Source organism: Vibrio sp. ABH4_348, from assembly GCF_056159765.1.
Genome location: NZ_JBSWVW010000001.1, coordinates 101,627 through 114,616 on the forward strand (window position 1 = coordinate 101,627; position 12,990 = coordinate 114,616).

Annotated in this window: 14 protein-coding genes; 12 read left to right on the forward strand and 2 right to left on the reverse strand. The window is 45.4% G+C overall.

The window, feature by feature from the left end:
* Positions 1-39: 39 nt before the first annotated feature.
* From rpsG to alr, 11 genes are all read left to right on the forward strand, one after another.
* Positions 40-510, forward strand: coding sequence for a 30S ribosomal protein S7 (gene rpsG / locus ACXAFJ_RS00515; RefSeq protein ID WP_475320684.1), 471 nt, complete (start codon positions 40-42; stop codon positions 508-510).
* Positions 511-585: 75 nt separating this feature from the next.
* A complete protein-coding gene (fusA, locus tag ACXAFJ_RS00520) occupies positions 586-2,685 on the forward strand; it encodes an elongation factor G (RefSeq protein ID WP_475320686.1) in 2,100 nt (699 codons plus the stop codon).
* A gap of 153 nt (positions 2,686-2,838) precedes the next feature.
* A complete protein-coding gene (gene tuf / locus ACXAFJ_RS00525) occupies positions 2,839-4,023 on the forward strand; it encodes an elongation factor Tu (RefSeq protein WP_475320631.1) in 1,185 nt (394 codons plus the stop codon).
* Positions 4,024-4,379: 356 nt separating this feature from the next.
* Complete coding sequence (locus tag ACXAFJ_RS00530; protein WP_475320687.1) at positions 4,380-4,568, forward strand: (2Fe-2S)-binding protein; 189 nt, start codon at positions 4,380-4,382, stop codon at positions 4,566-4,568.
* A gap of 72 nt (positions 4,569-4,640) precedes the next feature.
* A complete protein-coding gene (gene bfr / locus ACXAFJ_RS00535) occupies positions 4,641-5,123 on the forward strand; it encodes a bacterioferritin (RefSeq protein WP_475320688.1) in 483 nt (160 codons plus the stop codon).
* 202 nt (positions 5,124-5,325) lie between these two features.
* Entirely contained in the window at positions 5,326-5,706 is a 381-nt protein-coding gene (gene rpsF, locus ACXAFJ_RS00540; RefSeq protein ID WP_475320690.1) for a 30S ribosomal protein S6, read from the forward strand.
* Positions 5,707-5,715: 9 nt separating this feature from the next.
* Positions 5,716-6,018: a primosomal replication protein N gene (gene priB / locus ACXAFJ_RS00545; protein ID WP_475320692.1), complete on the forward strand. Its 303-nt coding sequence runs from the start codon at positions 5,716-5,718 to the stop codon at positions 6,016-6,018.
* Positions 6,019-6,034: 16 nt separating this feature from the next.
* Positions 6,035-6,262, forward strand: a complete 228-nt coding sequence (rpsR, locus tag ACXAFJ_RS00550) for a 30S ribosomal protein S18 (protein ID WP_000090471.1) — start codon at positions 6,035-6,037, stop codon at positions 6,260-6,262.
* Between the two features lie 31 nt (positions 6,263-6,293).
* A complete protein-coding gene (gene rplI / locus ACXAFJ_RS00555) occupies positions 6,294-6,746 on the forward strand; it encodes a 50S ribosomal protein L9 (protein ID WP_475320694.1) in 453 nt (150 codons plus the stop codon).
* Positions 6,747-6,925: 179 nt separating this feature from the next.
* Positions 6,926-8,335 (forward strand): replicative DNA helicase, encoded by a 1,410-nt coding sequence (locus ACXAFJ_RS00560; RefSeq protein WP_475320695.1) that lies wholly within the window; start codon positions 6,926-6,928, stop codon positions 8,333-8,335.
* Between the two features lie 3 nt (positions 8,336-8,338).
* Entirely contained in the window at positions 8,339-9,427 is a 1,089-nt protein-coding gene (alr, locus tag ACXAFJ_RS00565) for an alanine racemase (RefSeq protein WP_475320697.1), read from the forward strand.
* 8 nt (positions 9,428-9,435) lie between these two features.
* Here alr and ACXAFJ_RS00570 read toward each other — a convergent pair whose 3' ends face one another.
* Positions 9,436-9,855, reverse strand: coding sequence for a secondary thiamine-phosphate synthase enzyme YjbQ (locus tag ACXAFJ_RS00570; RefSeq protein WP_475320698.1), 420 nt, complete (start codon positions 9,853-9,855; stop codon positions 9,436-9,438).
* A gap of 276 nt (positions 9,856-10,131) precedes the next feature.
* Between ACXAFJ_RS00570 and pgi the strand changes: the two genes are divergently transcribed.
* Positions 10,132-11,784, forward strand: a complete 1,653-nt coding sequence (gene pgi, locus ACXAFJ_RS00575) for a glucose-6-phosphate isomerase (RefSeq protein WP_475320699.1) — start codon at positions 10,132-10,134, stop codon at positions 11,782-11,784.
* 89 nt (positions 11,785-11,873) lie between these two features.
* Here the strand turns inward: pgi and ACXAFJ_RS00580 are convergent, their stop codons facing one another.
* Positions 11,874-12,788 (reverse strand): TIGR03899 family protein, encoded by a 915-nt coding sequence (locus tag ACXAFJ_RS00580; protein ID WP_475320700.1) that lies wholly within the window; start codon positions 12,786-12,788, stop codon positions 11,874-11,876.
* Between the last annotated feature and the right edge of the window lie 202 nt (positions 12,789-12,990).

Consider the following 12,990-nt stretch of genomic DNA (forward strand, 5'->3'; position numbering starts at 1 on the left):
TTTTGGATAACCTGAAGAATAAGACAACGGAGAAATTCCATGCCACGTCGTCGCGTCATCGGCCAGCGTAAGATCCTTCCAGATCCTAAGTTCAAATCTGAACTGCTGGCAAAATTCGTTAACATCCTTATGGTTGACGGTAAAAAATCTACTGCAGAGAAAATTGTTTACACTGCACTAGACACTATGGCTGAGAAATCTGGTAAAGATCACTTAGCTGTATTTGAAGAAGCTCTTGAAAATGTTCGCCCAGCGGTAGAGGTTAAATCTCGCCGTGTAGGTGGTTCAACTTACCAAGTACCTGTAGAAGTACGTCCGGTTCGCCGTAACGCACTTGCTATGCGTTGGTTGGTTGAAGCTGCGCGTAAGCGTGGTGAAAAATCTATGGCTCTACGCCTAGCTGCTGAAATGCTAGACGCGTCAGAGAACAAAGGTTCTGCTGTTAAGAAACGTGAAGACGTTCATAAAATGGCAGATGCAAACAAAGCGTTTGCTCATTACCGCTGGTAATACCTTTTGTGCTGCGAGTTTCTCTCGCAGCACTTTTCATTTCTCTAAGGGACCCCTTAGTAAGAGGATACAATCGTGGCTCGCAAAACTCCTATTGAGCGCTACCGCAACATCGGTATCGTTGCTCACGTAGATGCAGGTAAAACAACCACTTCCGAGCGTATTCTGTTCTACACCGGCCTTTCCCACAAAATCGGCGAAGTTCACGATGGTGCTGCAACCATGGACTGGATGGAGCAGGAGCAAGAACGTGGTATCACTATCACTTCCGCTGCGACTACTACCTTCTGGCGCGGTATGGAAGCACAATTCGAAGATCACCGCGTAAACATTATTGATACCCCTGGACACGTAGACTTCACAATTGAAGTAGAGCGTTCGCTCCGTGTACTAGACGGTGCTGTAGTGGTGTTCTGTGGCTCGTCAGGTGTTGAACCGCAATCAGAAACTGTATGGCGTCAAGCGGACAAATATCATGTACCGCGTATGGTGTTCGTTAATAAAATGGACCGCGCTGGCGCAGATTTCTTACGTGTTGTGAACCAAATTAAAGATCGTCTTGGTGCAAACCCAGTTCCAATCCAATTGAATATTGGCGCGGAAGATGAGTTTAAAGGTGTTATCGACCTTATCAAGATGAAAGCAATCAACTGGAATGAAGCCGATCAAGGCATGTCGTTTACCTACGAAGACATTCCAGCGGATATGCAAGACTTAGCCGACGAATGGCGCAATAACCTCGTTGAATCAGCAGCAGAAGCTAGTGAAGAGTTGATGGACAAGTACCTTGAAGAAGGTGAACTGTCCGAAGAAGACATCAAAGCTGGACTTCGCACACGTACACTAAACAACGAAATTGTACTCGCAACATGTGGTAGTGCATTTAAAAACAAAGGTGTACAGGCTGTTCTTGATGCGGTTGTAGAATTCCTACCTTCTCCAATTGACGTTCCTGCTATTAAAGGCGTTGATGAAAAAGAGAAAGAAGTAGAGCGTCATGCTGACGACAAAGAACCGTTCTCTGCATTGGCATTTAAGATCGCGACAGACCCATTTGTGGGCTCGTTGACTTTCATGCGAGTGTATTCCGGTGTCGTTAATTCTGGCGACGCTGTATACAACTCAGTGAAGCAGAAAAAAGAACGCTTCGGCCGTATTGTTCAAATGCACTCTAATAAGCGTGAAGAAATCAAAGAAGTTCGCGCTGGAGACATTGCTGCAGCTATCGGTCTAAAAGAAGTAACAACAGGTGATACCTTATGTGATCCTAACCATAAAGTGGTTTTGGAGCGTATGGAATTCCCTGAACCAGTTATCCAAATTGCAGTTGAACCTCGTTCAAAAGCGGATCAAGAAAAAATGGCAATCGCGCTAGGTAAACTAGCTGCTGAAGATCCTTCTTTCCGCGTTGAGACTGATGATGAAACCGGACAAACTCTGATTTCCGGTATGGGTGAGCTTCACCTAGACATCATCGTTGATCGTATGAAGCGTGAATTCAGTGTTAACTGTAATGTTGGTAAACCACAGGTGGCTTATCGTGAAACTATTCGCGGTGCTACTGAAGTGGAAGGCAAATTTGTTCGTCAATCAGGCGGCCGTGGTCAATATGGTCATGTTTGGTTGAAGCTAGAGCCTTCAGAACCAGGTGAAGGTTTTGTCTTTGTTGATGAAATCGTCGGTGGTGTAGTACCAAAAGAGTACATTAGCTCCGTTGGTAAAGGTGTCGAAGAACAAATGAATAGCGGTGTTTTGGCTGGTTATCCTGTACTGGATGTCAAAGCTACACTGTTTGACGGCTCTTATCATGATGTTGACTCAAGCGAAATGGCATTTAAAATTGCTGCGTCTATGGCCTTCAGGAAAGGCGCTTTGGATGCACAACCTGTGCTACTTGAGCCGATGATGAACGTCGAAGTAACTACACCAGAAGATTGGATGGGCGATGTCGTTGGCGATATCAACCGCCGTCGTGGCATGATTGAGGGAATGGATGAAGGCGTTGCTGGCCTGAAAATCATTCGCGCACAAGTGCCTTTGTCTGAAATGTTTGGTTACGCAACTGACTTACGTTCTGCAACGCAAGGCCGTGCTTCGTACTCGATGGAATTCAACGAGTATGCAGAAGTACCGAAGAGCTTTGCTGATTCAATCATTGCGGAGCGTGGTTACTAACTTTAAGTGTATTTCGCGAAAAGTTTACGAATTTTTTTGCGAACAATACGCGCAAATATTGCGCTAACAGACGTTGGCGCATAGAATAGCAAATTCTGGCGCGTCGGGATCTCGTTCGATCTTGACGAATCATAACTAGGAAGGAACACGATCGTGTCTAAAGAAAAATTTGAACGTACTAAACCGCACGTTAACGTTGGTACTATCGGCCACGTTGACCACGGTAAAACAACTCTAACTGCTGCAATCTGTACAACTCTTGCTAAAGTGTACGGCGGTGAAGCGAAAGACTTCGCATCTATCGATAACGCTCCAGAAGAGCGTGAGCGCGGTATCACAATCGCTACTTCTCACGTAGAGTACGACACTCCAACTCGCCACTACGCACACGTTGACTGTCCAGGACACGCGGACTACGTTAAGAACATGATCACTGGTGCGGCTCAGATGGACGGCGGTATCCTTGTAGTAGCAGCTACAGATGGCCCAATGCCACAAACTCGTGAGCACATCCTACTAGGTCGTCAGGTTGGTATCCCTTACATCATCGTATTCATGAACAAGTGTGACATGGTTGATGATGAAGAGCTTCTAGAGCTAGTTGAAATGGAAGTTCGTGAGCTTCTATCTGAGTACGATTTCCCAGGTGATGACCTACCAGTAATCCAAGGTTCAGCTCTTGGTGCACTAAACGGTGAGAAGCAGTGGGAAGACAAGATTGTTGAGCTAGCAGAAGCGCTAGACAGCTACATCCCAGAGCCAGAGCGTGCAATCGATCAGCCATTCCTAATGCCTATCGAAGACGTATTCTCAATCCAAGGTCGTGGTACAGTAGTAACAGGTCGTATCGAGCGCGGTATCCTAAACGTAGGTGATGAAATCGCTATCGTAGGTATCAAAGATACTACTACTACTACATGTACTGGTGTAGAGATGTTCCGTAAGCTTCTAGACGAAGGTCGTGCGGGTGAGAACGTTGGTGCCCTACTACGTGGTACTAAGCGTGACGAAGTAGAGCGTGGTCAAGTACTAGCCGCTCCAGGTTCAATCACTCCACACACTAAGTTCGAGTCAGAAGTATACGTACTTTCAAAAGACGAAGGCGGCCGTCATACTCCGTTCTTCAAAGGCTACCGTCCACAGTTCTACTTCCGTACAACTGACGTAACAGGTAACATCGAGCTACCTGAAGGCGTAGAAATGGTAATGCCAGGCGACAACATCAAGATGACTGTAGAGCTAATCGCTCCAATCGCGATGGACGAAGGTCTACGCTTCGCAATCCGTGAAGGTGGCCGTACAGTTGGTGCTGGTGTTGTAGCTAAGATCTTCGACTAATCTCGAAATCTTAACGCAATTAGCGCTTAAAAAGGGAAGCTTCGGCTTCCCTTTTTTGATCGGTTTGTCATCTCTGAAGCAGTAAACCAGTGCTCTAAAAATCCCTATAGTTCTAACAAGACTTATTCTCATATACTTTTGGTTATAAGAGACGAGTTAAAACCAGTCCTATCTAGTTCTTACAAAACAAATGCCTAGCGATTTACTCGGTTAAAACATACCAGGTTGAGTGATTTTTCAGCAGATTTCCGCGTTTTGTTATAGCAAAAATGTCTTAGAAAATTTCAGTTGCATACTGGCAATAAGAATAATTCGTGTTTATATTCCTGATTCAGTTTTTAGTTGCTAGGTAAAGTATGTACATTTGTATATGTCACGGAGTTTCTGATAAGAAGATCAAGAAGTTAGTGATCGAAGAAGGAATTACAGATATTCGCGGCATTAAAAAATGTACGGCACTTGGCACCCAATGCGGAAAATGTGTCAAAGCAGCCAAGGAAATTTTGCTAGAAAACGAGCCTTTGCAGCTGCAAAAAGCGAGCTAAAAACCAATTCCGCACTTTGACAGCTTTTCTATGGCTTCTACATTTACTAGAGCCAAAGAGGAGGGCATTGTCATGAAAGGCGATCCAATAATAATTCAACATCTCAATAAAGTACTCGGTAACGAGTTAGTCGCAATCAATCAATATTTTCTTCATGCTCGAATGTACAAAGACTGGGGATTAAAGCACCTAGCGGATAAAGAGTACCACGAGTCAATTGAAGAAATGGAACACGCAGACCATCTCATTGAACGTATCTTGTTCTTGGAAGGGTTACCTAATTTGCAGGACCTCGGTAAGCTTCACATTGGTGAAGATGTCAAAGAGATGCTGGAATGCGACCTGAAAGTTGAGATGAAAGCCATTCCAGATTTAAAAGAAGCGATTGCTTATGCTGAAGATAATCGCGATTACGTGTCGAGAGACCTTTTCCAAGATATTCTTGAAGACGAAGAAGAGCATGTCGATTGGTTAGAAACCCAGCTAGGTCTGATTAAAATGACGGGTATCGAAAACTACGTTCAAGCTCAATTTGTGGATGAAGACGACGACTAAATAAGTCGCTGCCACACACTCTGATAAACGCCTCACCCAGAGGCGTTTTGTTTTTCTGTAGCCTCACGCTTTTTCTTGCCTAATCTGTGTTATTTCTGTACTATCTCGGCTCTTAAATTCTCGGTCACTTTATTTTAGTTCCTTGCTTCCTCTGGATGACCGAGCCATTTGTGGAAGCTGACTAATCCGTAAGGAGCAACCCATGCGTCATTACGAAATCGTATTCATGGTGCACCCTGATCAAAGCGAGCAAGTTGCTGGCATGATCGAGCGTTACACTGGTTCTATCACTGAAGCTGGCGGTACTATCCACCGTCTAGAAGACTGGGGTCGTCGTCAACTGGCTTACCCAATCAACAAGCTGCACAAAGCACACTACGTTCTAATGAACGTTGAGTCTGAGCAGGCTGTTATTGATGAGCTTGAAACTGCTTTCCGTTTCAACGATGCAGTTCTACGTAACATGATCATGCGTACTAAAGCGGCTATCACTGAGCAATCAATCATGCTTAAGCAAAAAGAAGAGCGCGCGCCACGTCGTGAAGAGCGTTCTGAAGCTAAGCCAGAAGCAGCTGCTGAGTAATTTAAGTTTATGACCAATCGAATGGAGCTGAGTGGCACTGTCGCAAAACCTCCGATTCGGAACCAAAGCCCAAGTGGAATTCCACATTGTCGATTTTGGTTAGAGCACCGCTCTACAAAAATTGAAGCCGATTATCCCAGACAAGTTTATTGTCGGATGCCGATAGTCGCGAGTGGCAAAGGTTTGGTCGAAAACACTCAGAATTTAGTACAAGGTAGCAATGTGAAGGTAAGTGGATTTGTCGCTTATCAAACTGGCCGAAATGGTGCTGGAAAACTCGTATTGCATGCCGACAACATTATTCAAATTTAAGATCAGGAGATAGCCCATGGCTCGTTTCTTCCGTCGTCGTAAATTCTGCCGTTTCACTGCAGAAGGCGTACAAGAGATTGATTACAAAGATGTAGCAACTCTTAAAAACTACATTACTGAAGCTGGTAAAATCGTACCTAGCCGTATCACTGGTACAAGCGCTAAGTACCAACGTCAACTAGCTCGCGCTATCAAGCGTGCACGCTACCTAGCTCTACTACCGTACACTGACAAGCATCAGTAATCGGTTCGGTTTATTTAAAGAGGATTAAACAATGCAAGTTATTCTACTTGATAAAATCGGTAACCTAGGTGGTCTTGGCGATACAGTTAACGTTAAGTCTGGCTACGCTCGTAACTTCCTTATCCCTCAGGGTAAAGCAGTTATGGCAACTAAAGCTAACGTTGAGATGTTTGAAACTCGCCGTGCTGAACTAGAAGCTAAAGTTGCTGAGCAACTAGCTGCTGCTGAAGCTCGCGCTGAGAAAGTTAACGCTCTTGAAGCTGTTGTTATCGCTTCTAAAGCGGGTGACGAAGGCAAACTATTCGGTTCTATCGGTACTCGTGACATCGCTGATGCAGTAACTGCAGCAGGCGTTGAAGTAGTTAAGAGTGAAGTTCGTCTTCCAGAAGGTGCTCTACGTACTACTGGTGAGTTCGAAGTTTCAGTTCAGCTACACTCTGAAGTATTCGCAACTGTTAACCTACAAGTGGTTGCAGCTGAGTAATTCGATTCTTTCGAAATACTTTTTGAAACACCAGCTTCGGCTGGTGTTTTTTTATCTTCATTTTTCAGTTTTTTCTTTCTAATTCCTGTCAGTATCTAGCAAGAATTGGCTACAGCCCATTCAATCCCATCAGTTATTCTGGGTATAATGACCAGCAATCAATGTTAGTGAGAATTCCCATGGCAGACGCGCGCGCCGACAAAAAATTTCGACCTGGTAAAGATGCCCAAGTCGATGCAATCAAAGTTCCACCTCATTCATTAGAAGCTGAGCAATCCGTGTTAGGCGGTCTGCTACTTGATAATGAAAGATGGGACACGGTTGCCGAGCGCGTAATAGCAAAAGACTTTTACAGTCGACCACATCGCTTGATGTTTGAGGCCTGTGCACAAATTCTCGAAGATGGTAAACCGCTCGACCTTATTACTCTCTCTGAGTTTCTTGAGCAACGTGAGCAACTCGAAGACGTAGGAGGCTTTGCCTACCTCGCTGACTTGGCAAAAAATACACCGAGTGCGGCGAATATCAATGCTTACGCAGAGATTGTTGCCGAACGCGCGCTAGTACGCGATCTAATTGGTGTGGCCAATGATATTGCTGATGCGGGCTACGATCCCCAAGGCCGCTCGTCAGAAGACCTTCTCGACCTCGCGGAAAGCAAAGTGTTTGCTATTGCCGAGTCTCGCACCAATGAGAATGAAGGCCCTCAAAATGTTGACTCAATTTTAGAGAAGACTCTTGAGCGTATCGAAATTCTCTACAAAACGCCTCAAGATGGTGTGACTGGCGTTAGTACTGGTTTTACTGACCTCAATAAAAAGACCGCTGGTTTGCAAGGCTCAGATCTCGTTATTGTTGCTGCTCGTCCTTCTATGGGTAAAACGACCTTTGCCATGAACTTGTGTGAAAACGCGGCAATGGAGCAAGACAAGCCCGTTCTAATTTTCTCGCTAGAGATGCCGGCAGATCAAATCATGATGCGTATGCTGGCGTCCTTGTCTCGTGTCGACCAAACTAAAATCCGTACAGGTCAACTAGATGATGAAGACTGGGCTCGTATTTCTTCAACCATGGGCTTACTCATGGAGAAGAAGAACATGTATATCGATGACAGCTCAGGTTTGACGCCAACTGAAGTTCGTTCAAGGGCAAGACGTGTCGCTCGTGAACATGGTGGCCTTTCAATGATAATGGTCGACTACCTTCAGTTGATGCGTGTACCCTCACTCACTGAGAACCGTACCCTCGAGATCGCAGAAATTTCTCGCTCACTTAAAGCGCTAGCGAAAGAGCTTAATGTACCCGTTGTGGCACTGTCTCAGTTGAACCGTTCTTTGGAGCAACGTGCAGATAAACGACCAGTGAACTCGGATCTACGTGAATCGGGCTCTATCGAGCAGGATGCAGACTTGATCATGTTCATCTATCGAGACGAGGTTTATAACCCTGACAGCGCCATGAAAGGCACGGCTGAAATTATTCTCGGTAAACAGCGTAACGGTCCTATCGGCTCGGTGCGATTAACCTTCCAAGGTCAATATTCGCGCTTTGACAATTACGCAGGCCCTGCGTTTGACGATGATGAGTAATCTATGACTTACATGAAAGCCGCCACGGCTTCGATTAATCTCAAGTCATTGGAGCACAACCTACAACAGCTACGTCGATTTGCTCCCAACAGCAAAATCATGAATGTGGTTAAGGCCAATGCTTATGGCCACGGTCTGGCTGATATTGCGATGCGTGCTCAAGATAACGTCGATGCATTTGCAGTGGCGCGTATCGAAGAAGCCTTGATTCTGCGAGTCAGTGGCGTGGTAAAACCCATTTTGTTGTTGGAAGGCTGTTACTCGTCTGCAGATCTGCCCGTCATTGTGACCAACAATATCCACACAGTCGTGCACTGCGTCGAGCAGCTGGAAGACCTAGAGCAAGCGAACTTAGAAACGCCAGTGAACGTCTGGCTTAAAATTGACAGTGGCATGCATCGCTTAGGTATTCGCCCAGAAGAGTTTGATGATTGTGTCGCGCGCCTTAAATCGTGCAAAAATGTGGCTCAACCCCTGCGTTATATCAGCCACTTCGGCTGTGCTGATGAACTGGATAATCCCGTCACTAACGAGCAGATTGAACTGTTTCTGTCACTCACAGAAGGTTGCCAAGGTGAACGCTCATTGGCCGCGTCATCTGGTCTATTAAGTTGGCCAGACAGCCGATTGGATTGGGTTCGCCCTGGTATTATTAGCTATGGCGTTTCTCCTTTTGCCGATAAAACCGCTCAGCAGCTTGGTTTCCTACCCGTTATGACATTGAAATCGCACCTGATCGCGGTTCGAAAAGTCAAAGCGGGTGAGAAAGTAGGGTACGGTGGAACGTGGACAGCCGATCAAGATACTTACACAGGTGTGGTGGCGATAGGCTATGGGGATGGTTACCCAAGAACCGCGCCTAACGGAACACCAGTTTGGGTCAATGGACGCAAAGTACCAATAGCTGGCCGAGTGTCTATGGATATGTTGACGGTCGAACTAGGTCCAAATCCCAACGATAAAGTCGGAGATGATGTGGTGTTGTGGGGGGAGCAGCTCCCCGCCGAACAGGTAGCCAATCACATTGGCACCATCGCCTATGAACTGGTTACCAAACTCACCCCAAGAGTCGATATGGTATACGTCGACTAAACCCTTTTTTATTCTCCTTGAATGGTCGCGATCACGCGTCGCGGCCCGCCATGGTTTCTATGCTCGCCCAAATAAATCCCCTGCCATGTGCCCATATTGAGTTGCCCGTTGCTGATTGGAATGGTGACACTACTGCCAAGCAATGAAGCTTTAATATGTGCAGGCATATCATCATTCCCTTCATAGGTATGCTTGCAATAGGGTGCCCCTTCTGGAACATATCGATTAAAGTGCATCTCCATATCGTGTCGTACGGTCGGATCGGCATTTTCATTTAGCGTTAGACTCGCTGAGGTGTGTTGAATAAATAGATGTAATATTCCAACACTTAGTGATGTCACTTGTGGGATTTGTTGTTCGATTTCATCAGTTACTAAGTGAAAGCCTCTGGGTTTTGCTCGTAAAGTAATGGCTTGTTGAACCCACATTTATAACGCTTCCTTATTTGTCAAAATTCATTGGTATAGCCTATTAAATGAATAGGCTATATCTGGCTGCTACTTGCTCGATAAGTGTGATATGGTGACACAACTCAATAAAAGTACAAATGCCAAGCGGCAATATTGTACGTAATCCAAAGCCAGCTGAAATTAAATTACAAACTGGTCAATGGCGAAGTCGTAACTCTTATTCAAATAAATTGTATGGCCTGATGGGTATTCCAGGCGCTGCAATTGTCGCGAACGTGATACGGGATGTATACCATGTTGAAAAATGTAAACCCAACGTCAACACCTGCTTGGCAGGCTCTTAACGAGCATTTTGAAGTTGCTCAGAACCTAGATCTTGGCGAGCTATTTGCCGCTAACCCTAATCGATTTGAGCAGTTCTCAACCAAGTTTGGTGAAGATGTTCTTATCGATTACTCAAAGAACTTGATTGACGAGACGACTTTGTCTCACCTGTTTGACCTTGCAAAGCAAACCGACTTGTCAGCGGCGATTAAAGCCATGTTCAACGGTGATGCAATCAACCAAACTGAAGATCGCGCTGTACTTCATGTTGCGTTGCGTAACCGCAGCAATAACCCAGTATTGGTCGATGGTGAAGATGTGATGCCAGCGGTTAATGCGGTATTAGAAAAGATGCAGCAGTTTACCAATCGAGTGATTTCCGGTGAATGGCAAGGCTACACCGGTAAAGCGATCACCGATGTGGTGAATATTGGTATCGGTGGTTCGGACTTAGGTCCATACATGGTGACAGAGGCTCTAGCGCCGTACAAAAACCATCTAAACATGCACTTCGTTTCCAATGTCGATGGCACACATATCGTTGAAACTTTGAAAGGGCTAAACCCTGAAACGACATTGTTCCTAATTGCGTCTAAAACGTTTACGACTCAAGAAACCATGACCAATGCCCATACGGCGCGAGATTGGTTCCTTGCTGAAGCATCTGATCAAGCACACGTAGCCAAGCACTTTGCCGCGCTTTCTACCAATGCCAATGCAGTATCTGAGTTTGGTATCGATACAGCTAACATGTTCGAGTTTTGGGACTGGGTAGGTGGTCGTTACTCATTGTGGTCAGCGATTGGCTTGTCAATTGCTTTATCGATTGGTTACGACAACTTTGTCGAGTTGTTGCAAGGTGCTCACGACATGGATCAGCACTTTGCCAACACTGAACTTGAGCAGAACATTCCTGTGCTATTGGCATTAATCGGTATTTGGTACAACAACTTCCACGGTGCAGATTCAGAAGCAATTTTACCGTATGACCAGTATTTACACCGCTTTGCGGCTTACTTCCAGCAAGGCAACATGGAGTCAAATGGTAAGTATGTGGATCGCGATGGTGAAACAGTTTCATACCAAACTGGTCCTATCATTTGGGGTGAGCCTGGAACCAATGGCCAGCACGCGTTTTATCAGTTGATTCACCAAGGTACTAAGCTAATTCCTTGTGACTTTATCGCGCCAGCTATCAGCCATAACCCGGCTGGGGACCATCATCAGAAATTGATGTCCAACTTCTTCGCGCAAACAGAAGCATTGGCGTTTGGTAAATCTGCAGAAACCGTCCGTGCGGAACTGGAAGCGGCGGGTAAATCTGAGCAAGAAATTGCTGCATTGTTGCCGTTCAAAGTGTTTGAAGGTAACCGCCCAACCAACTCAATCTTAGTTAAGCAAATCACGCCGAAAGTACTGGGTAGTTTGATTGCTATGTATGAACATAAGATTTTTGTTCAAGGCGCTATCTGGAATATCTTCAGTTTTGATCAGTGGGGTGTGGAGCTAGGTAAACAACTGGCTAACCAGATTCTTCCAGAGCTAACTGACGCTGAGCAAGTATCTTCTCACGACAGTTCGACCAATGGCTTGATCAACGCGTTTAAAACACTACGCAGCTAACAAGGAATCTCTATAAAGCAATTGAAATGCAAAGCCGACCTTGTGAGGTCGGCTTTTTAGTGTTTCTCTCTCTGAGAAATGAAATGTGATTACACCTTCTCATCAATAGAGTTGGTACTCGAATCAGCGTGCACCGTGAACTTTTGGCTACACAAGGCGATGAGTTGATCGTAGTAAGACGTATTGTGTTTGTTCCCTAATAGTTTGCATAACTCATTGCCAGTTGGGGTAAAACGGTAATACAGAATCGAAACGCCTTTGCTTTGTGCCTGAAGTGAGACATCTTTACCTTGATATGAGAGTGGCAATGGAGAGGACAACTCAATCTCACCCGATTCAAGCTCTGTATTGTGCATCAATCCCAGCTCAAACAAGATCAACAGACTGGAATAGGGCAATTGGTAACTTCCGGTATTGATGTTATCTGTCGTGGTGCGTTTACCAAAACTAAATAGCCCTTTGTTTGCTCGGATACCCGTGATCAACTTGCGATTGGTATCACTACCAAATGAGCAAGCCAACGCTGCAGCACGCTGCAGTATTTGTGCTTCCTTTGGCGTCATATCGAGTAACACTTTGAGGGCTTTCATTGAAGTAGAACCAGGGTTGGTGATCTCTCTTTTTAGCACCTGAGCCCACAGTCTTTGCATCGACGGGTTATGGACATCTTGCGCCATATCGAAAAAACGCGTTAACCAATCTTGGTCAGGATCACCTGCTGTTTCATTTTTACAGGCATCGTGAGCGAGCTTGAGTATCTGTTCAAGGTTCTTTTGTCGTTGCTCACGTTTCTTGCGCTCGCGAATCAAGGCTCGCTCTAAGGCATTTTTTTCTGGTTTTTCGCTTTGCAGACGAGCGTCTAAACCGTGGGCCTGAGCGATACTGATGACTCGGCTGCCGCTGTCTTTTATGTAGTGCGAACGACTCTGTTCTTTACTGGAAGTGTTCGGTTTCGCGTCTTGCGGTGCATGGTCAATGGTGACAGGTGGTTTGGTCTGACTCATTCTTTATTTTGCTCCACAGCAATACCTTTTCAACCACTACTCTACTTGTTTCTCATCCGGTGAGCCAGTTTGATACGGCTTGTACAGTTCAAAAATTTGCACTATCACTTATGATAATAACTTGTTAAAATTGTTATTGTTATATTAGAGGGCTGTATGAAGTATTCCAATCAAAATCGTAGTCGTAAGCACTGGTCACTAG